This window comes from Pseudomonas pisciculturae (genome assembly GCF_015461805.1).
Lineage (GTDB): Bacteria > Pseudomonadota > Gammaproteobacteria > Pseudomonadales > Pseudomonadaceae > Aquipseudomonas > Aquipseudomonas pisciculturae.
On sequence record NZ_JACVZE010000006.1, the window covers coordinates 404,821 to 423,335 of the forward strand.

The 18,515-nt window shown below is 59.2% G+C and carries 15 protein-coding genes; 11 read left to right on the forward strand and 4 right to left on the reverse strand.

Annotation, left to right across the window (positions count from 1 at the left end; genetic code table 11):
- Nucleotides 1–153 precede the first annotated feature (153 nt).
- Complete coding sequence (locus ICY20_RS18990; protein WP_194938337.1) at nucleotides 154–2,601, forward strand: UvrD-helicase domain-containing protein; 2,448 nt, start codon at nucleotides 154–156, stop codon at nucleotides 2,599–2,601.
- Nucleotides 2,602–2,748: 147 nt separating this feature from the next.
- Here ICY20_RS18990 and ICY20_RS18995 read toward each other — a convergent pair whose 3' ends face one another.
- The gene (locus tag ICY20_RS18995) at nucleotides 2,749–3,021 is read right to left on the reverse strand and encodes a DUF1652 domain-containing protein (RefSeq protein ID WP_122488409.1); all 273 of its coding nucleotides are present in this window, start codon (nucleotides 3,019–3,021) and stop codon (nucleotides 2,749–2,751) included.
- Nucleotides 3,022–3,279: 258 nt separating this feature from the next.
- Between ICY20_RS18995 and ICY20_RS19000 the strand changes: the two genes are divergently transcribed.
- The 4 genes from ICY20_RS19000 to ICY20_RS19015 are packed head-to-tail and all read left to right on the forward strand — an operon-like array spanning nucleotide 3,280 to nucleotide 7,035.
- On the forward strand, nucleotides 3,280–4,071 hold the full coding sequence (locus ICY20_RS19000; protein ID WP_159956926.1) for a helix-turn-helix transcriptional regulator: 792 nt from the start codon (nucleotides 3,280–3,282) through the stop codon (nucleotides 4,069–4,071).
- 49 nt (nucleotides 4,072–4,120) lie between these two features.
- Nucleotides 4,121–5,527 carry an NAD(P)/FAD-dependent oxidoreductase gene (locus ICY20_RS19005; protein WP_159956924.1) on the forward strand — a complete coding sequence of 469 codons (1,407 nt, stop codon included), beginning with the start codon at nucleotides 4,121–4,123 and terminating at the stop codon, nucleotides 5,525–5,527.
- Between the two features lie 26 nt (nucleotides 5,528–5,553).
- Entirely contained in the window at nucleotides 5,554–5,895 is a 342-nt protein-coding gene (locus ICY20_RS19010; RefSeq protein ID WP_194938338.1) for a cupin domain-containing protein, read from the forward strand.
- Between the two features lie 60 nt (nucleotides 5,896–5,955).
- A complete protein-coding gene (locus tag ICY20_RS19015; RefSeq protein ID WP_194938339.1) occupies nucleotides 5,956–7,035 on the forward strand; it encodes a polyamine ABC transporter substrate-binding protein in 1,080 nt (359 codons plus the stop codon).
- A gap of 151 nt (nucleotides 7,036–7,186) precedes the next feature.
- Here the strand turns inward: ICY20_RS19015 and ICY20_RS19020 are convergent, their stop codons facing one another.
- Nucleotides 7,187–7,972, reverse strand: coding sequence for a helix-turn-helix transcriptional regulator (locus ICY20_RS19020; RefSeq protein WP_194938340.1), 786 nt, complete (start codon nucleotides 7,970–7,972; stop codon nucleotides 7,187–7,189).
- Nucleotides 7,973–8,171: 199 nt separating this feature from the next.
- On the opposite strand from ICY20_RS19020, the gene ICY20_RS19025 reads away from it, so the two are divergent.
- A complete protein-coding gene (locus tag ICY20_RS19025; protein ID WP_159956916.1) occupies nucleotides 8,172–9,536 on the forward strand; it encodes an APC family permease in 1,365 nt (454 codons plus the stop codon).
- Nucleotides 9,537–9,545: 9 nt separating this feature from the next.
- Nucleotides 9,546–10,640, forward strand: a complete 1,095-nt coding sequence (locus ICY20_RS19030) for a DmpA family aminopeptidase (RefSeq protein WP_159956914.1) — start codon at nucleotides 9,546–9,548, stop codon at nucleotides 10,638–10,640.
- A 191-nt stretch (nucleotides 10,641–10,831) separates the two neighbouring features.
- Here the strand turns inward: ICY20_RS19030 and ICY20_RS19035 are convergent, their stop codons facing one another.
- The gene (locus ICY20_RS19035) at nucleotides 10,832–11,056 is read right to left on the reverse strand and encodes a YgdI/YgdR family lipoprotein (RefSeq protein ID WP_159956912.1); all 225 of its coding nucleotides are present in this window, start codon (nucleotides 11,054–11,056) and stop codon (nucleotides 10,832–10,834) included.
- Nucleotides 11,057–11,243: 187 nt separating this feature from the next.
- Here ICY20_RS19035 and ICY20_RS19040 point away from each other — a divergent pair, with 187 nt between their 5' ends.
- The 3 genes from ICY20_RS19040 (at nucleotide 11,244) to ICY20_RS19050 (ending at nucleotide 16,214) form a co-directional block, all read left to right on the forward strand.
- The gene (locus tag ICY20_RS19040) at nucleotides 11,244–12,890 is read left to right on the forward strand and encodes a VRR-NUC domain-containing protein (protein ID WP_194938341.1); all 1,647 of its coding nucleotides are present in this window, start codon (nucleotides 11,244–11,246) and stop codon (nucleotides 12,888–12,890) included.
- Nucleotides 12,887–15,145 (forward strand): ATP-dependent DNA helicase, encoded by a 2,259-nt coding sequence (locus ICY20_RS19045; protein WP_194938342.1) that lies wholly within the window; start codon nucleotides 12,887–12,889, stop codon nucleotides 15,143–15,145. Before ICY20_RS19040 ends, ICY20_RS19045 begins: the two co-directional genes overlap by 4 nt.
- Nucleotides 15,146–15,272: 127 nt before the next feature.
- On the forward strand, nucleotides 15,273–16,214 hold the full coding sequence (locus tag ICY20_RS19050; RefSeq protein ID WP_194938343.1) for an alpha/beta fold hydrolase: 942 nt from the start codon (nucleotides 15,273–15,275) through the stop codon (nucleotides 16,212–16,214).
- A gap of 109 nt (nucleotides 16,215–16,323) precedes the next feature.
- Here ICY20_RS19050 and ICY20_RS19055 read toward each other — a convergent pair whose 3' ends face one another.
- Nucleotides 16,324–17,781, reverse strand: a complete 1,458-nt coding sequence (locus ICY20_RS19055) for a hypothetical protein (protein WP_194938344.1) — start codon at nucleotides 17,779–17,781, stop codon at nucleotides 16,324–16,326.
- A gap of 322 nt (nucleotides 17,782–18,103) precedes the next feature.
- Here ICY20_RS19055 and ICY20_RS19060 point away from each other — a divergent pair.
- Nucleotides 18,104–18,515, forward strand: a 412-nt coding sequence (locus ICY20_RS19060; RefSeq protein WP_194938345.1) for a hypothetical protein, incomplete at its 3' end; no start/stop codon positions are given.

Genomic DNA, 18,515 nt, shown 5'->3' on the forward strand with positions numbered 1-18,515 from the left:
CTGATTCCTATCAGTGGATTAGATTGGTTGCCGGCGTTTTGACTTTCACTTCATCGCCTAACTGTATGACCGCAAAGCAATTGGCTGGCACTTAGCGCCGATTCCGGCGACCATGACCTACTCGTCAACATCAAGCTCACCGCAGGAGTCCGCGTGCCGCTACAACAGCCTGATCTGCCTCCCGAACTGCGTCCCCTGGCAGAAATGCCCCTATTCAAACGCCTGGCCGCGCGCCTGTTTGGCCATGGTCTGACTCGCCTGCGCGCCCAGCACCGGTTTTCATGGTTGCATGGGCAGGCCGATGGTTTTCGCAGTGGGCACGAGGCTGGCGTGGAGTACGGCTACCGTGAGGGCAAGGCCGAGGGCATTGAGCAAGGGCGTCAGGTCTTGCTGATTCGCGACTTCCGCCCGGATGAGCACCGTGCCCCTGGCGTGGATGACAGCCTGTTCGATGATTGGCGACTGCCGCTGACCGCCGACCTGAAGAAGCGCATCAAGGCCGATGTGGCGCGCTTGTTACCCGCGCATGCCCAGCCCAGTGCGGCGCAATGGAAGATGATCTTCAGCGATACGCCATCGACCTCGGTTATCGCCGGGGCCGGTGCGGGTAAATCCACGTCTTTGGTACTGCGTATCCTGTTGCTCACCCATTACCTGGGTTTCGAGCTGAGCTCGATGACAGTGGTGACCTTTACCCGTGAGTCGCGCAAGGACTTCATCCATAAGCTCATGGAGATTCTAAGCGTGTGGGGCCGACCACTGGATATCAAGGAGGCCCAAGCGGTAGTGCGTACTTTCCACTCGCGCATCCTGCCGATGGTGCGCAGCCTACCGGGCTTTGAGCGCCTGCAAGCCTTCGAAAACCTCAAGTCGGGCTTTGAGGACGCCGACAGCAACCCCTTCGACCTGCGTATCAATGACGCCCAGCGCCAGCAGATGAACGCCTGTTACCACCGTTTGCACGGCCAGCACTCGCGTTTCCGCGAGCTGATTGCGCCGTTGGCTCGCCATGGCCTACAGCTCAAGGAATTGGAACGCGATCACCCCGATGTGCAAAAGCGCGTAGCCGTCACCGAGTTGGCCGCCAAGCGCGATGAAGAACTTTGCGATGTCATCGAAGACCTTTGGTTTCGTGCGGGCGCCTGGCCGATCAAGGGCATCGAACCCAGCCGTCAGACCCTGGAGATCAACGGCGCGCAGTTCCACTGCCATGGCTATATCCCTGAGTTGGATGCTTGGGTGGTGCTGGGCTTTGATTCGCGGGAAAACGCCCAGGTCAGCAGGCCCAATTCGAAGTTGTCAGTGCGTGCAGAATGGGCGGTAAAGCGCACCTTGTTTCAAGCTTTCTGTCGTAAGCCTTTAATTTGGCTAGATAGTTATGAGTCATCAAAGCGGCTGCTAAGCAGTCTGGCAGGGGATGCTACTGCGGGGCCTGGCTTTGATTACAAGGTCAAGGGCGAGCTGGCCTCCGCACCGCTGCTCGACAGTTTTGTAATGGCTGCCGGCTTTATCGAGAACCTGGGCCTGGACGTGCCAACGGCGGTGGGCCAGATGAGCTTCGCCAAGGACGACCCGGATCGTTTTTTCTTCGAAGCCCTGAGCATCTTCTGGAAAGCCCTCGAAGATCACCTGCTGGACCAATCGCCGCCGATCATGACCTACAACCGCATGTTCTCGCTGTTTGGCGAGAACATGCCGGAAAACCTCAAGCTGCTCAGCGATCCACTGTTACGGCCGCTTTCGCACCTGATGATCGATGAATTCCAGGACGTTTCGCCGCAGATCGTCTCGTGGCTGCGTGCCAGCCTGCGCGAGATACGCAGTCGTGGCCCGGCCATGCATGTGGGCCGGGGCGCGCAACGTTCATCCCTGCTATGTGTGGGGGACGACTGGCAATCGATCTACGGCTGGCGGGGCAGTTCGCCCAAATACTTCATGGAGTTCAACACAGAGTTCCCGTCGCCGAGTACCACCCGCGTGATGCTGAGCGACAACTATCGCAGCCATCAGCACATCATCGATGCGGCCGAACACATCGTACGCGCCGCACCGGCGATTGCGGGTAAGAAGGCCAAGGCCAGTGGCTCGCCTAAAGCACTGGAGCCCCTCAAGGTACTGGAGCGCGATGACGCTGCACTAGGTCGCCAGTTGTCGGAGCATTACCATAAGGGCGAAACAGTGTTAATGCTTTATCGAAAAAGCAGCGATAAGTTATTGATTAGTGAGCATATTCGGTCTGTAGTTAATGCGGATTCTAGCTTGCCGCAGCAAGATCGCAGACTCAAACAGCTGACCTATCACAGTGCCAAGGGCTTGCAGGCGGATGCGGTATTTCTACTGGGGGATTGCCAGCACCTCACCAGCTCACCGTACAAAAACCAGGTGTATCGCATGGCGGGCCTGGGCAAGAGCGGCGACAGTGAGCCGTATGACAACGCGCAGAAAGACGAAGTGCTGCGCCTGGCCTATGTGGGCATTACCCGCGCGGTAAGTCACTGCTATTGGTACGTGGAGAAGCCGGAGGGCCAAGCGGTAAATGTGCCGAAGGCGTCGGAGCGGGTAGATGGCAAAAAGGCGTTTTTCGATGATCAACGCGGCTAATCCCGCACCCAAGCCCTGCACATAACCAATGTGGGAGGGGGCTTGCCCCCGATAGCGGTTTTTCAGTCAGCACATCATTGACTGACCCTCTGCTATCGGGAGCAAGCCCCCTCCCACATTTTTCCCCACTCACCTGTAGAGGCAACTTTAGGCCCGCAATGACAGCGGCGGCACAAACGCCTCCAGCTCATCCTCCACGGCCTCGATAATCCGCTCTACGTCCGCAGCATTCATCACCGTGGCACAAGGGATGCCGGCGATGGCAATCAGCGTCTCGCCGCTGGCTCGGTCGAACAAACGAGCAACCATGCTACCGGGCGCGTCCATGCTGCCCTCGAAACCCATTGGATGAAAATGCCAGCGCATCAACTGGCATGCATTGGGGAACGTCACTTTGTTCATGTTGCCCACCTTGTTCATTGAGCGCTTCCTTTTGCTCGCGGCAGGGGCCAAGACCTTCACTGGTCGTGGCGTCGAAGAAGTAAAAAATAGCACCCGTGGGTGACAGGCATGTGAGTTTTTTCGCCCCGTTCAGCGGTTGTTTTCCATAACTTTGATGTAGGTCATGTCCTACTTAATAAGTGGGGCAATAGGCCACTAGTCGGTGATGGTTATTTGAGCATTGTCGCGGCTGGCAAAATTGGTCAATCTCCAGCGTTTATCGCCTTCGAGCCGCTTATGTCCGATTGTCAGCACACTCAAGCCACCAGCGACCTGGTGCTGCGCCATCACTTGTGCTGGCGGCATCGGGACCTCGACGGGGTGATGTCCTACTACCACCCGGACATTCAGTACCACGACTTTTTCCAGAACCGCGTAGTCGGTTACGCCGAGTTACGTGAGTATTTGCAAGCCAGCATGCCCCGTGAAGCCGACGAGGCCATTGAACACACCGATCGCATTCGTGCCGACGGCGATACCGCGTTTATCCAGTACCGCATCACCTTGCGTGGCGGCCACGGCCTGGTGTCATTTCGCACCAGTGAAGCCATTACCGTGCGCGACGGATTGATCTGGCAGGTCAATGAGTATGCGTCACTGGTGCACGAGCAGCAGACCCAGGCAACGCGCCCAAGCGTCAGTCGGCTGGGCCTGTCGCCCCAGCAACTGGGGCATATGGCCAATGACTTGCAGCAGTATTTCGAACGCAAGCAGCCCTACCTGGACCCGGAGTTGGATTTGCAACGGGTATCGAAAGAATGTGGCTATAGTCGCAATCAGATTTCTTACCTGCTTAACCAGGTGCTGGGGCAAAGCTTCTACCGCTACGTCAACCAGGCGCGGCTCCAGCATTTACTCACCGCGCTGGATAACGCTGCGCCGCCGATCAAGGTCGACGACCTGGCGTTTGCCGCCGGCTTCAATTCGCTCTCCGCGTTCTATAGCGCCTTTCGCCAGCACACCGGCCAATCGCCAAAAGCCTACGTCAAACAAATTTCTTTGCGTGCACGCGCGCAAGACATTCAATAACACCGCGGCCTAGCATCGACCCTATCGAAACGAGGTAGGGGAAGGGCGCATGCAAGCATGGCGCAACATCAGTTTGTGGATGGACCAGTTGGACGACCCACTGGTAGCGCGGCCGTCGCTGGAACACGACCTGGACGTCAACGTGGTCATCATCGGCGCCGGCTACACAGGGCTGTGGACCGCCTACTACCTCAAACGCCAGGCCCCTGAGCTGACTATCGCGATCATCGAAGCGCAAACCGCCGGTTTTGGCGCCTCGGGCCGTAACGGTGGCTGGCTGATGGGTAACCTGCTGGGGGAAGACCGCCTGCTGGCAAGCCTGAACCCCGAGCAGCGCCGCACCTCGTTTGACCTGTTGCACGGCATTCCCGATGAAGTCGCGCAAGTACTGGCCCGTGAAGGCATCGACTGCGACTACCGCAAGGGGGGCGCGCTGTATTGCGCCGCACGTTACCCCGAGCAGGAGCGCAGCCTGCGCAGCTACTTGGGCAAACTCTACGCTCAGGGCCTCACCGAAGCCGACTACCGCTGGTTGAGCCCAGAGCAGTTGGCCGAGCAGATTCGCATCGCCAAGCCTTACGGCGGCATTTATGCGCCCCACGTCGCCACGATCAACCCCGCCAAACTGGTACGCGGCCTGGCCCGGGTGGTCGAGCGCATGGGCGTGACGATCTACGAAAACAGCCCGGCCACCCATTGGCAGTCTGGCTGCGTGCGTACGGCCAAGGCCAGCGTTCGTGCAGCTTGGGTGGTGCCAGCGGTTGAGGGCTATGCCAACACTTTGCCGCCCCTGGGCCGTTACCAACTACCCGTGCAAAGCCTGATCGTCGCCACCGAGCCGTTGCCTGCCAGTACCTGGGACGAAATCGGCTTGAGCGGCGGCCAAGCGTTCGGCGAAAGCAGTCGCCAGGTCACTTACGGCCAGCGCTCGGCAGACAACCGCCTGGTGTTCGGCGCCCGCGGCGGTTACCAGTTCGCCGGCAAGCTACGCCACAACTTCGATTTGACCGACAGCGAAGTAGCGCTACGTCGCTACCTGTTTGGTGAGCTATTCCCACAACTCAAGCACGTGAAGATTACCCATTCGTGGGGTGGCAACCTGGGTATGTCGCGTAATTTCAGGCCCCACATGCTGTGCGATCACAAGAGCGGCATCGCTCTGTCGGGCGGTTATGGCGGGGAGGGTGTCGGCGCCACCAACCTGGGCGGCCGAACGCTGGCCGACCTGATCCTGGGCCGTGACACGCTGTTGGTTCACCAACCCTGGGTGAGCCGCGAGCAGGGGCTGAACGCCCTCAAAGCGTGGGAGCCCGAGCCGTGCCGCTGGCTGGGCTACAACGCGATCATTCGCAGTTTTGTCCATGAAGACCAGGTGTTGGCCAACCCCAACTCCGCCCCTTGGCGCCGCAAATTGGCGACCGGCATGGCCGGGTTCATGGAAGGTTTCATGCACTAAGTCGTTTCACTCACACGGGAAAACCCATGAGCATCACTCAATTCAAAGACGCGCTGAATGCCCACCTGCCGGACTCCTCACCGGTGGCCGTGCCCTTGGGCGAACCCATTGCGGTGGCCTCGACCTTGAGCGTTGAGCGTACCGATGGCGTCGAGACCGGTATCTGGGAATGCACCCCAGGCCGCTGGCGGCGCCAGATCAAATCCCAGGAGTTTTGCCACTTTATCCAGGGCCGCTGCACCTTCACCCCCGACACCGGTGAAGTCATCCACATAGAAGCCGGCGATGCACTGATGTTGCCAGCCAATAGCACCGGCATCTGGGATATCCAGGAAACCGTGCGCAAGACCTACGTATTGATTCTGTAACGCTTTGATCCTTGATCGCCTGCCATAAGAACAGCCCTAAAACCGCCAGGAAATCGAACCATGAAAGCCATTGCCCTGTTGCCCTTGATGTTGGTGGCCTCTATCGGCCAGGCCGCCGAGACGGTGAAGATCTACAACTGGTCCAGCTACATTGCGCCGGACACCACGAAAAACTTCCAGAAGCAGACCGGCATCGGTTTCAGCTACGACGTGTACGACAGCAACGAGACCCTCGACGGCAAGTTGATGACCGGTAACTCCGGGTATGACGTGGTGTTTCCGTCCAACCACTTCATGGCCCGGCAGATCCAGGGCGGCGCCTTGAAGAAGCTCGACAAGAGCCAGTTGCCCAACTGGAAGAACCTCAACCCGGTGCTGCTCAAGGCCCTGGAGAACAATGACCCGGGCAACGCCCATGGCTTCCCGTACCTCTGGGGCAGCACCGGCATCGGCTATAACATCGACAAGGTCAAGGCGGTGCTGGGGGATAACGCACCGGTGGACTCCTGGGACTTGATCTTCAAGCCCGAATACATGGAAAAACTCAGCAAGTGCGGCGTAGCGATCCTGGACAACGGCCCGGAATTGTTGCCGATTGCGCTGAACTACCTCGGGCTGCCACCCCATAGCAAGAAGCCTGAGGACTACAAGAAAGCCGAGGCGCTGCTGATGAAAGTGCGGCCGTATGTGGCGTACTTCCATTCCTCGAAATACACCGGCGACCTGGCCAACGGCGATATCTGTGTGGCGGTCGGTTTCTCCGGCGACGTGCTACAGGCAGAAAGCCGCGCCAAGGAAGCCAAGAACGGCGTGAAGATTGGTTATCAGATCCCGAAGGAAGGCGCGGCGATCTGGTTCGACATGGTGGCCATGCCCGCCGATGCCCCGGATGAAAAGGCCGGCTATGCGTTCATGAATTACCTGCTGGAGCCTAAAGTGATGGCCGATATCACCAACTCGGTGCACTACGCCAACGGCAACAGCGCGGCGGATAGCTTGGTAGACCCAGAGATCAAGGCCGATACCAAGATTTACCCGAGCGAGGAAATGATGGGCAAGTTGTTTGCGTTGGAAGCGATGCCGCTGAATATCGATCGGGTTCGTACGCGGGTCTGGAACACCATTCGTACCGGTCGCTAAGGTCGTGGGAGTGTAAAAAATCCAATGTGGGAGGGGGCTTGCCCCCGATAGCGGAGTGTCAGTCACACATTTTTGGCTGATACACCGCCATCGGGAGCAAGTCGAATCGTCGCACCGCCCCTCCCACATTTTGACCATATACCGTTGCTGACTATGGGTTTTCCAGGTCATGCCCCAACGACTGGATAAACAACGAAAACAGCTCCGGCTGTGACGAGATATCCAGCTTCGCGTACAGGTGCCGGCGATGCACCTTCACCGTGTCCGGCGAGATATTCAGGCGCTCGGCCATGGCCTTGGAAGAGAACCCGCGCAACACCAACCGCGCCACTTCCAGCTCTCGGTCCGACAGCACGCCGCAGCCAAAATGGCTCAACGCGTCTCTGATCTGGCTGTCCATCGCCGGTACGCGCTGGGTACTTTGTTGCCAGTGCTGCTGCATCAATGGCAGCACCCAGGCCCCCAACGTCGTCATCAGCCCGGTTTCTTCGGCCGTAAACCTGCGTTGCATGCCCAACGACAGCGACAACGTGCCCGCGCCCGGCAATTGCAGGATGCACTGCACCTCGTCTTCCAGCACGTTGTCGTGGAAGTAATTGAGGAAGTATTCACTCTGGCGAAAATGGTCCGGCGCTACTTCCTCCAGGCGGTACACGCCGCTTACATAACCCTCGCGACAGGCCTGGAAAAACGGGTCCAGCAAGTACAGGCCATTGAGGTACACCAGCATCGACGCCGGTTTGCTGCTGGGCTGCGCATCGTATTCTTCCAGAGCCTGGGGCGTGCCCTCACGCGGGTAGTAGATCGCCAGGGCGTTATCGAAGGGCAAGCACTGGTGCAGCAAGAGCACCAGTTGCTTCCAGAAACGTTCGGTGCCGATGTGCGCCACGGTGCGGCCCAGGCCTGCATGCATGCCGACTTCCCGAAACAGGCTCATGTGTCAGGCTCCCGCCAGCAAAAGATTGGCCAAGGGTTCGGCTTTTGCCGGGAGCCGTCAAGGGGAGTACGCCAATAGGGGAATTGGCTGACAAGCCTGCGCTGGTTAACGTCGGCATTATTCAGCGGGCAACATAGCCCGCGCTATTCAGACTTTTCGTTTCTGCCTCATACCAAGAACAACGACAGAGGATAACGATATGAGTGCTTCCCCCACGCCCGACGGCGTATTGAAACCCACCCTGAGCGTCTTCGATGTAGTGGCCATTACCGTTTCGGCGGTGACACCGGCCAGTTCTGTGTTCGTCATCGCACCGTTTGCCATCCAACAGGCCGGCAGCGGCGTGTTCCTGGCGTTTGTGATGGCGGGTTTGCTCGCCTTGATGTTCGCCTTTTGCTACGCCGAACTGGGCCGCGCCCACAACAGTGCCGGCGGCGAGTATGTGTACGCCAAGCGAGTATTTGGCGGTATGGCCGGCTACGCGACATTCCTGACCGTGCTGGTGATGCTGCTGTTTATCCCGCCGGTGTTGGCCACGGGCGCGGCGACGTACCTCAATAACGCGCTCGGCACTCAATTTGACGCGCAAACCGTCGCCCTGGTAATCGTGGTGTGCAGCTACGCGCTGGGCATTCTCAATATCAAGCTCAATGCCTGGATCACCGGCACCTGCCTGCTGTTGGAGGTGGCGGCCTTGCTGGTGATCGTGTACCTGGGTTTCGGCAATCCGGTGCAGCCGGTCAGCGTGTTGTTTGAGCCGCAGATCGTCGAAAACGGCGTGCTGCACCTGGCGCCCTGGGCGTTGGTGATCGGTGCGGTGGGTATTGGTTTGTTTTCCTACAACGGTTACGGCCCAGCGGTATTGTTGGCTGAAGACATGAAGTGCGGCGGCAAAGGCGTGCACAAGGCGGTGTTGTGGTCCCTGGGGCTGGTGGTGGTCATTGAGCTGGTGCCGATCACCGCGCTGTTGATCGGCGCGCCGTCCCTGAGTGAAATGATCGCAAGCCCCGACCCCATCGGTTACCTGCTCACCAGTCATGGCAACGAAACGCTGTCGCGCCTGGTCAGTGCTGGAATCTTCCTGTCGGTGTTCAACGCCATCGTCGCCATCGTGATCCAGATCGGCCGCGTGGTGTTCAGCAGCGGCCGCGACGCGCTGTGGACGCCGAGCATAAACAAACTGTTCACCCGCATTCACCCGCGCTGGGAATCACCATGGCTGGCGACGCTGTTCCTGGCGATCCCCTCGGCACTGCTGAGCTTTAGCTCCAACCTGGCCGACCTCACCTCGTTCAGCGTATTGCTGATCATGCTGGTGTACCTGATGGTGGCGATGAGTGCATTGATGAGCCGGGTGCTGCTGCGTGATCGCGAGCATCCCTATCGCATGCCGTTGTGGCCGCTGCCGGCGTTGGTCGCGGTGCTGGGCGCGGGGTATTTGCTGGTGACCCTGGTGGCAGCGGCCTCGATCCGGGACCTCATGATCATCATCGGCTTGCTGGCCTTGTCGGTGATTCTGTATTGCATCAGCGGCCGGTCGAGTCCGGTCTACCAAAAATTGTAAGGAGTGGTTATGCGCGCACGTCAATTGGGCATCACGTTGGGGTTGGGCACGCCCGGTGAGTTGAATGCAATCACCGATGTGCCGGGTGTGCGGGTCGGTCACAGTACCCTCAAGGCCTGTGTCGACGGCAAGCAGGTGCGTACCGGCGTCAGCGTCATCCAGCCTCGGGCTGGGGAGGCCCGGCAGCAGCCGTGCTTTGCCGGGTACCACGTGCTCAATGGCAACGGCGATGCCACCGGGCTTGAGTGGATCAGTGAAGCAGGGTTGCTGACCACGCCGCTGGCCATCACCAACACCCACAGCGTCGGCATTGTGCGCGACACCTTGATTGCCCTGGAGCGCGAGCGCCTGGCAGACCCGGCGGTGTACTGGTGCATGCCGGTGGTGATGGAGACCTATGACGGCCTGCTCAACGATATCTGGGGCCAGCACGTGGGGCCGGAGCATGTGCGCCAAGCCCTGGACAGCGCCGAAGCCGGCCCGGTGCAGGAGGGCGCGGTGGGCGGCGGCACCGGGATGATCTGCCATGAGTTCAAAGGCGGCATCGGCACCGCATCCCGGCGTTTACCGGCGGAGCAGGGCGGTTGGACGGTCGGCGTGCTGGTGCAGGCCAATCATGGCAAACGCCAGGAGCTGCGAGTCGATGGCTACCCGGTGGGCCGCCAGTTGATGGGCATTCCCTCGCCATTTGCCGAGCGGGGCACGCCGGGGATGGGGTCGATCGTTGTGATCATCGCCACGGATGCACCGTTGCTGCCGCATCAGTGCAAGCGCCTGGCACAGCGCGCATCCATCGGCATAGCTCGCACCGGCGGCGGCACTGAAGACTCCAGCGGTGATTTGTTCCTGGCGTTCGCCACGGGCAACCAGGATTTACCGCCAGCAGATTACGGGCGCAAGGGGCTACCGTTCAGCAGCGCGTTGCAAATGGTCAATAACGACCATATTTCGCCGTTGTTCAGCGCGGCGGCAGAGGCCGTGGAGGAGGCGATCATCAATGCCATTTTGGCCGGTGAGGATATGTTGACGGATGACGGCGTGCGGGTGCCTGGGTTGAACGGCGAGAAGTTGTTGGAGGTATTGCGCAACACGGGGTGGCGCTGATACATGGAGAACCAAATGTGGGAGCGGCGGTGCGACGATTCGACTTGCTCGCGAATGCGGTGTATCAGTTACAGATTTATCAACTGGAAGACCGCATTCGCGAGCAAGCCCGCTCCCACATTTTGAGCTGCGTTTGACATGAAAGACCTATGGGCTCAGCTACCACAGATGATCAACGCAGGCAGTAGATATCACTTTTCCTTGATAACAGTAGCCACATCGGCAGCCTTGACCCGCACGCGCTTGCCAGCGATATCAGTAAACTCATAGAACCCATCGGCCGTGTCGGTTTTTGGCTGGTCCTTGGTCAAATACTGCGTGCCGTTTTGCAGTGTCACCACGGTTTGCGTCGCGCACCCGCTCAATACCAGAAAAGTGAGTGCAACCAGTGGCAGACCCAAATTCTTCATGTTCATAACCTTTACCTTTAACCCTGAAAAATCCCGCGCCAGAGGCTGCGGGCGACAAATTTTACGCGATCAACTCCCCCATCTGATCACTTTTATACAAAAAGTTGCGTGCGCCATTTATCTATTACCGATTGCAACAGGGCCTTGGCAGCGGCACTCTGTATGCATAACCAGTATTTGATCTTCGTGTGCCATGGCCAACCCCCTCGACGACCCGCTCTATTACCTGCATAACTTCCGCCAGGTCCTGCATTGGCTGGGGCAACGCTATGCCGATTTGCTCGACCCTGATGAACAGCATTTCATTCAGCAATTTGACAGCTTGCCCCAAGCTTCCCAAGCGTTATTGGTGCGTATGGTCATGCGCAAGGGCGTGCATTTTCGGGCGGGTAAGCTCAGTTATCAGGAGATCGGCTGCCCCCATGCCGCCGCTCAACCGTTGCTGGCATTGGGCTGGGTATTGGACCAATGCCCACTGACGTTTGAAGCGCTGTTCGGCTTGCTGCAAAAAGGCGAAATTCTCGGCGCTTTCACGCCCTGGATCGATCAGCCCAAAGGTAAGAAAACCGACTGGCTTGAAGGGTTGGCCGCGCAATTTACCGAAGCTCGCTGCTTCACCGACTGGTGCCCTGACCTTACCGACACGCTTTACAGTCTCAGCGTGATGCCATTATGCGACCGCTTGCGCCTGATGTTCTTTGGCAACCTGCATCAGGACTGGTCCGAGTTTGTGCTGGCTGACCTGGGCATCTACACCTACGAAAAAGTCGAGATCTGCGCCGAGTCCCGGGGCTTGCGCAGCCGCGACGACGTACACGGTTTTCTATTCCTGCACCAATGCCAGCAAGCCTTTGAAACCGGTGCAGCGTTGGAGGGGGTGTTGGCCGATATCGCCACTTTCAGCACCGACAACCCCTGGTTGGAAAAGCGTCGCGCCAAGCTGTTATTCCAGCTCGGGCAGTATTGCGAGCGCATGGCCGAGCTGGCCCTGGCGCAGCAGATTTACCGCACCTGCGCCTACCCCGGCGCTCGCTCACGGTTGATCCGCGTACTGGAGCGCCAGGAGGATTACGCCCAGGCCATGGCCCTGTTGACCATGGCGCAACAAGCGCCAGAGAGCGCCGCCGAACAGCAACACCTGGTGCGTGTGCTGCCGCGACTGCGCCGCAAACTTGGCGAACCGGCTTTACCCAAGACCAAACCCCGCCCCGTTACGCGCCTCGACCTGGACCTCGCCTTGCCAGACCCACTGATGTCGGTGGAGTACTGCGTGCAGGGGCACTTGAGCGAACCTGACGGGCCAGTGCACTACGTCGAGAACGGCCTGATCAACTCGCTGTTTGGTCTGCTGTGCTGGGACGTGATTTTCGCGCCGCTGCCAGGTGCGTTTTTTCACCCCTTTCAACGCGGGCCCGCGGATTTGCACAGCGAAGACTTCCACCAGCGCCGTGCCCCTTTGTTCGCAGCCTGTTTCGAAAAACTGCAAGACGAGCAATACAAGGCCACTATCCGCCAGTGCTACAGCGCCAAATGGGGCATTCAGTCGCCGTTCGTATTCTGGAACCTGCTCAGTGAAGACCTGCTGGAGCAGGCATTGGAGTGCCTGCCCGCCGAGCACCTGCGCTTCTGGTTCGAACGCTTACTGTTGGATATCCGTGCCAACCGAACCGGCATGCCGGACTTGATCCAATTCTGGCCGGCGCAAAAAACCTATCGGATGATTGAAGTCAAAGGCCCCGGCGACCGCTTGCAAGACAACCAGCTGCGTTGGTTGGAGTTCTGCGGCGACTACCAGATGCCGGTCACTGTCTGCTATGTACGCTGGGCAGAGCCCGCTTGAACTACACCGTTGCAGTGCGGGCCTTGTGTGAGTTCACGGCCAAGGTCGGCGACCTTGACCTGCGCTTTACGCCGTCGCCGAGTGCCCAGGAAGGTATTGCGGGGCATCGCACCGTCGCCTCTCGGCGCAACACGCACTATCAGAACGAAGTGGCGCTGGAAGGCGAGTACCAACAACTCAAGGTACGGGGCAGGGCAGACGGCTACGACCCGGACGCCAACCGCCTCGAAGAAGTCAAAACCTATCGCGGCGACCTCGAGGCCCAACCCGCCAACCATCGGCAACTGCACTGGGCTCAGGTCAAGGTGTACGGCTGGTTGATGTGCCAAAAGCTCGGCCTGAGCGAGATCAACCTGGCCTTGGTCTATTTCGATATCGTCGGCGAAGGCGAGACGTTGTTGAACCAGCATTTCCAGGCCTGCGAGCTGGAACCTTTCTTCAACCAGCAATGCGCGCTGTTCCTTGGCTGGGCTCAACAGGAAATGCAACACCGCGAAGCCCGCAATGCGGCGGCGCAGGCGCTGGGCTTCCCCCATGCCGAGTTTCGTACCGGTCAACGCGCCCTTGCTGAATCCGTGTACAAAGCGGTCAGCACCGGCCGTTGCCTGATGGCCCAGGCGCCCACCGGTATCGGCAAGACCATCGGCACGATCTTCCCGCTGCTCAAGGCGCTGGCGCCCCAACAACTGGACAAGGTGTTCTTCCTCACTGCCAAGACCCCCGGCCGCAAACTCGCCCTCGATGCGGCCCAAGTGCTGTACGCCAACAACACAGACCTTTCATTGCGCGTACTTGAGCTCGTGGCACGAGACAAAGCGTGCGAGCACCTCGATAAAGCCTGTCATGGCGACTCCTGCCCGCTGGCCAAGGGCTTCTATGATCGGTTGCCCGCTGCGCGCACTGCGGCGTCCAACGTACGTCTGCTAAACCAGCGCAACCTGCGCGAGGTGGCCCTGGCCCATGACGTCTGCCCCTATTACCTGAGCCAGGAAATGGCACGCTGGGCCGACCTGATCGTCGCCGACTACAACTACTATTTCGACTTCGGCGCCATGCTGTTCGGCCTGGGCCAACTCAACCAGTGGCGCGCCGCCGTGTTGGTGGACGAAGCCCACAACCTCGTGGAACGCGCCCGGTCGATGTACAGCGCAAGCCTCGACCAGTACAGCCTCAAGACCCTGCGCGACACCGCGCCCGAACCGTTGAAGAAACCCTTGCAGCGCCTGAACCGTGAATGGAATGCGCTGCACAAGGACCAGATCGCGCCGTACCAGGCCTACGCCACGCGCCCGGAAAAACTGCTGCAAGCCCTGAGCCTGTGCGCCAGCGCCATGGGCGACTACTTCAACGACCATCCCGAGGCGCTGAACGGCGACCTGCAAGCCTTCTACTTCGAAGCCCTGCAATTTGCCAAGGTCGCCGAATTGTTCAATGAACACTTCATTTTCGATATCAGCAAACGCCAGTTCAGCGGCACACGGAGCAGTTCAACGCTCTGCCTGCGCAACGTGGTGCCCGCCGAATTCATCCACCCACGCTTGACCGCCGCCCGCAGCAGCGTGCTGTTTTCCGCGACGCTGAGCCCACGGCATTACTACGCCGACCTGTTGGGGTTGCCTGCGGACACCGCATGGGTCGATGTGGAATCGCCCTTCAAGGCCGAACAGTTGCACGTGCGCATCGTCGACGCGATCTCTACACGTTTCGTGCATCGAAACGCTTCGCTGGCGCCCATCGTCGATTTGATCGCCGCTCAGTTTGCGCAGAAGGCGGGTAACTACCTGGCGTTTTTCTCAAGCTTTGACTACCTGCAACAGGTCGCGCAGTTGCTGGCTGAGCGGCACCCGCAGATAACGCAGTGGCAGCAATCACGCGGCATGACCGAGGCCGAGCGCCAAGCATTCCTCGACCAATTCACCCCAGATAGCCAGGGCATAGGCTTTGCCGTATTGGGCGGTGCGTTCGGCGAAGGTATCGACTTACCCGGCGCGCGCCTGATCGGCGCGTTTATCGCCACGTTGGGGCTGCCTCAGCTGAACCCGGTCAATGAACAGATGAAACTGCGCATGGGCGCGATTTTTGGTGCCGGTTACGACTACACCTACCTGTACCCCGGCATGCAAAAGGTCGTGCAGGCAGCGGGGAGGGTGATCCGCAGTCAGCACGACCAAGGCGTGGTGATGTTGATCGATGATCGGTTTGGCGAAGCGCGAGTGCGGCAGTTGTTGCCAGCGTGGTGGTCGCTCAACGGCTGATGAGTAGTACCCAAACCGCCCGGACCCTTGATCGAGCGCGCGGCAGCCTTATTCCTGCGATCAATGATGCTGGCCCCGGCGAAACCCATCCTGCACGCTTGCCCAAACCCTAAGAGTGACCACACCCATGTGCTCCCGGACCGAGCAAGTAATCGCCGTCAACGGCATTGAACTCAATGTCCATTGTGCCGGCCCTGAACACGGCCAACCGATATGGCTGCTGCATGGGTTTCCTGAGTGCTGGCATTCCTGGCGTGAGCAAATCCCGGCACTGGCACAGGCAGGTTATCGGGTATTTGCCCCTGAGATGCGCGGTTATGGTCGCTCAAGTTCGCCACCTGCCGTGGCCGATTACGATCTACTGACGTTGTGCGCAGACATCCAGGCAGCCATGGACCTGTTCGGCCATCGCCGAGTGACCATGGTCGGGCATGACTGGGGCGCTGTGGTGGCTTGGCACCTGGCGCTATTGGAACCTGAGCGGGTCACGTCATTGGTGACGATGTCGGTACCGTTTGCCGGGCGGGCACGGCGGCCGGTGATTGAGATCATGCGCGAGTTGTACGCCGATCGCTTCAACTACATTCTGTATTTCCAGGCGCCGGGTGTGGCCGAGCAAGAATTGAACGCCGATATCCAACGCACCTTGCGGCTGTTCATGCAGGACGAGGACGTGTTCCTGCAGCACAAGCCTGCCAGCGCAACGTTGCTCGAAGGCGTTGCAGCCGCGGGCAAGCTGCCGGATTGGTGCAGCCAGCAGGACCTGGACGTGTATGTGCAGACCTTCGCCGAGCACGGCTTTCGCGGACCTTTAAATTGGTACCGCAACTTCGAACGCAATTGGCAGCGCACCGAACCGCTTGCCGGCAGGCAGATACTGCAACCCACGTTGTTTCTGATCGGAGATCGCGACCCGGTGGGCGTCTTTGAAGCTCACACCCTTAAGCGCATGCCCGGTTCAGTGCCCCACCTGGAGCAACATGTACTGCCCAACTGCGGCCACTGGATTCAGAACGAGCAGGCCGCTCGTGTGAATGCCTTGGTGCTCGATTTTCTTGGGAGCGTGTGAACGCAGCTCCTCACCGAAGTGGAAATCCCCAATGTTAAGCCTTCTGTATGTGCATCCGTTGCTACGTCGTTGATGGTCGGTGACCCATTGGGTTGAAAGTCATCCGTAGTCATCTGCCAGGCACACCAATTTGCACAAGCTGGCGCTCCGATTCGTTCCACTTCACCGAGCGAGACTTTACGTCCGGGGGATTAATCACGTAGTAAAGATGCGGCTTATATCCATTGAAGCGCAAAAGGTCAGCTCTATAGATCACCCGCTTGACCGGTGCCTCATCTGGCCACGAGGCCCCTACGACGAACTCATCGCTGTAGACCACTACATCGTTCAACCCTCTGACATAGCGAAGGATCAACGTTATCTCATCGGTAGGCTTGCGCCAGGGGTACCAGGGGATGTCCACAACGGCCGAGTTGGGTATCGGGTTCACGATATGGCCTGGGTATTGTTCGAACCGAGGCGCGTCCAACGGAACAATCGACCCTACTACCTGCGCAGGGGCGACTCTGGAGTACAGGTCCGAAGGCGGGTTCTGCTTTCTCAGTACATACCTGGCTTCTACCCGTCCGCCAGCGGCAGCTCTGACGATGGCATGGGGCACTGGGTGATTAACCGGCCTGCCAGCGGTGGTGATGAACTCAAATCCACGGTGTACGATTATGCCGCCCAACGCCAGGTAGACTCGAAAATCGATGTCATATATATCGCCCACCCGGCCGATAGTGGCGCTGTTGTACATTTCGAGGATCAAGTCTCTATTGTCGAGGCGCTCTAAATCGATAAATCCGGGGAAGTCATCGGTGAGAAAGGCGGGCTCTGCGAGCTTGGAGCTGTCCAAGTCCACCAGTACGTTTGTATCTGGGGATCGCTCCGATGATGGGTTGCCAACCACGTCGACGATATAGAACCCTGTCAGCAAGCCGACACCGTCGCCGCCCTCGATCAACTGCGCATGGGTGAGGGTGAAGACGGTTGCCATACCGACTCCCGTCACCTGATGAGTGACGAGCAGGCTGCCCCAATGGAAGTGAATGGTGTCCCAGGCATGCATCTGCGGGTAGGGTTCTACTGTCACTGTCACTCCGCGTATGGCGTCGGGCGGGTAGACAGTGGTAATCGATAGACTGAACTTGAGCTCAGAGTGCCCAGCGCCAGGAAAGGGCGGGTTGTTGTTTTTGCCGCCAGGCAGATCGGTTTTCACCAACACGCTCAACGGATAGGAGGCGTCCTCACCGCCGTCCTTGTAATGCACCACATAACCTAGCCGCGCTTCGCCATCCGGCAGGTCTTCTTGGTCGATACTCAAGAAGTAATGGGCTGCTGTCTCGTCGCCGGATTTAAGCTGATAGGTCGCCAATTGCACCAGTTCAGGCATACGCACAACAGTGATGACGTCGCCAGCCTTGGCCAGCCAGTTTCTTTCGATCAAGACGGTGAGGCCAAAAGCCACTAGCATGGCGTTAACTCCGCCGTCATACCCCGGGACCTGGCGCGTCATGCCAGGAATGCTCAGGCGGTCGAGTTGGCGGGGCTGAGCGTCGGTAGATGAAGTCGTCGTGGTTGACATATTTCTTCTCCTGGATGAAAGCACATAACGAGCAGGTAGTTACGCAAGTCACGCTCGTATGCTGTTGACGCTGATTAAGACACTGTCGCTGATGCGATGACTACTGTCAGAGTTGACAGGTGGCGATGAGTGGTTGAATGGGCGCGGCAGGCGTAACCAAGCCTGCAATCGATGGGGAAGGGTTGCGACGCGAGCACGCGCTTGATCTACAGCCCGTCCCCCCTGTCAACTTTGACAGTAGCCGCACTCACCAAAGCAGTGTCTGATTCCACTCACAACCAAGTGCCGCATTGACGGCCTACTTGCCCGAGAGGAAATCGCCATGACCAAGCGCCGCCAGCCGCCAAGCCCCTTCAACCCGGACTTGCCACCCGTCGAAATCGGCCTGCTCTACCCACCGATTCCCGGCGATCGCGAGCGCGCCGACGGCGGCATTGGCCTGCGACATGTCGAGGTGCCTTTGGTGGTGCATATTGCCCGCCCTCTCAACACGCCGATCGCCACCACCTTCCAGTTTTATTGGGCCGGCGTTCTGGTGGCGCTTAGCCAGATCCGCGACGGTGACGAGCACCTGACCCGCATTCCGTTCACCGTGCCCCTCAACGTCGTGCGTGAAGCCTGGGCCGACCCGGTATTTGCCAACGTCATCCGTACCAGCGGCAACAATTCGCAAACACTGCCCCTGCGTTTACGGGTCAACCTACGCCGCCCAGGCGGGCAAGCCCCTGAACCGA

Bases quoted from the DNA above. Each gene is read 5' to 3' on its own strand.
- ICY20_RS19005 (WP_159956924.1), top strand. From the start codon at position 4,121: ATGCAAGCATGGCGCAACATCAGTTTGTGGATGGACCAGTTGGACGAC.
- ICY20_RS19040 (WP_194938341.1), top strand. From the start codon at position 11,244: ATGGCCAACCCCCTCGACGACCCGCTCTATTACCTGCATAACTTCCGC.
- ICY20_RS19055 (WP_194938344.1), bottom strand. From the start codon at position 17,781: ATGTCAACCACGACGACTTCATCTACCGACGCTCAGCCCCGCCAACTC.
- ICY20_RS19015 (WP_194938339.1), top strand. From the start codon at position 5,956: ATGAAAGCCATTGCCCTGTTGCCCTTGATGTTGGTGGCCTCTATCGGC.
- ICY20_RS19030 (WP_159956914.1), top strand. From the start codon at position 9,546: ATGCGCGCACGTCAATTGGGCATCACGTTGGGGTTGGGCACGCCCGGT.
- ICY20_RS19010 (WP_194938338.1), top strand. From the start codon at position 5,554: ATGAGCATCACTCAATTCAAAGACGCGCTGAATGCCCACCTGCCGGAC.
- ICY20_RS18995 (WP_122488409.1), bottom strand. From the start codon at position 3,021: ATGAACAAGGTGGGCAACATGAACAAAGTGACGTTCCCCAATGCATGC.
- ICY20_RS19050 (WP_194938343.1), top strand. From the start codon at position 15,273: ATGTGCTCCCGGACCGAGCAAGTAATCGCCGTCAACGGCATTGAACTC.
- ICY20_RS19025 (WP_159956916.1), top strand. From the start codon at position 8,172: ATGAGTGCTTCCCCCACGCCCGACGGCGTATTGAAACCCACCCTGAGC.
- ICY20_RS19035 (WP_159956912.1), bottom strand. From the start codon at position 11,056: ATGAACATGAAGAATTTGGGTCTGCCACTGGTTGCACTCACTTTTCTG.
- ICY20_RS19000 (WP_159956926.1), top strand. From the start codon at position 3,280: ATGTCCGATTGTCAGCACACTCAAGCCACCAGCGACCTGGTGCTGCGC.
- ICY20_RS19020 (WP_194938340.1), bottom strand. From the start codon at position 7,972: ATGAGCCTGTTTCGGGAAGTCGGCATGCATGCAGGCCTGGGCCGCACC.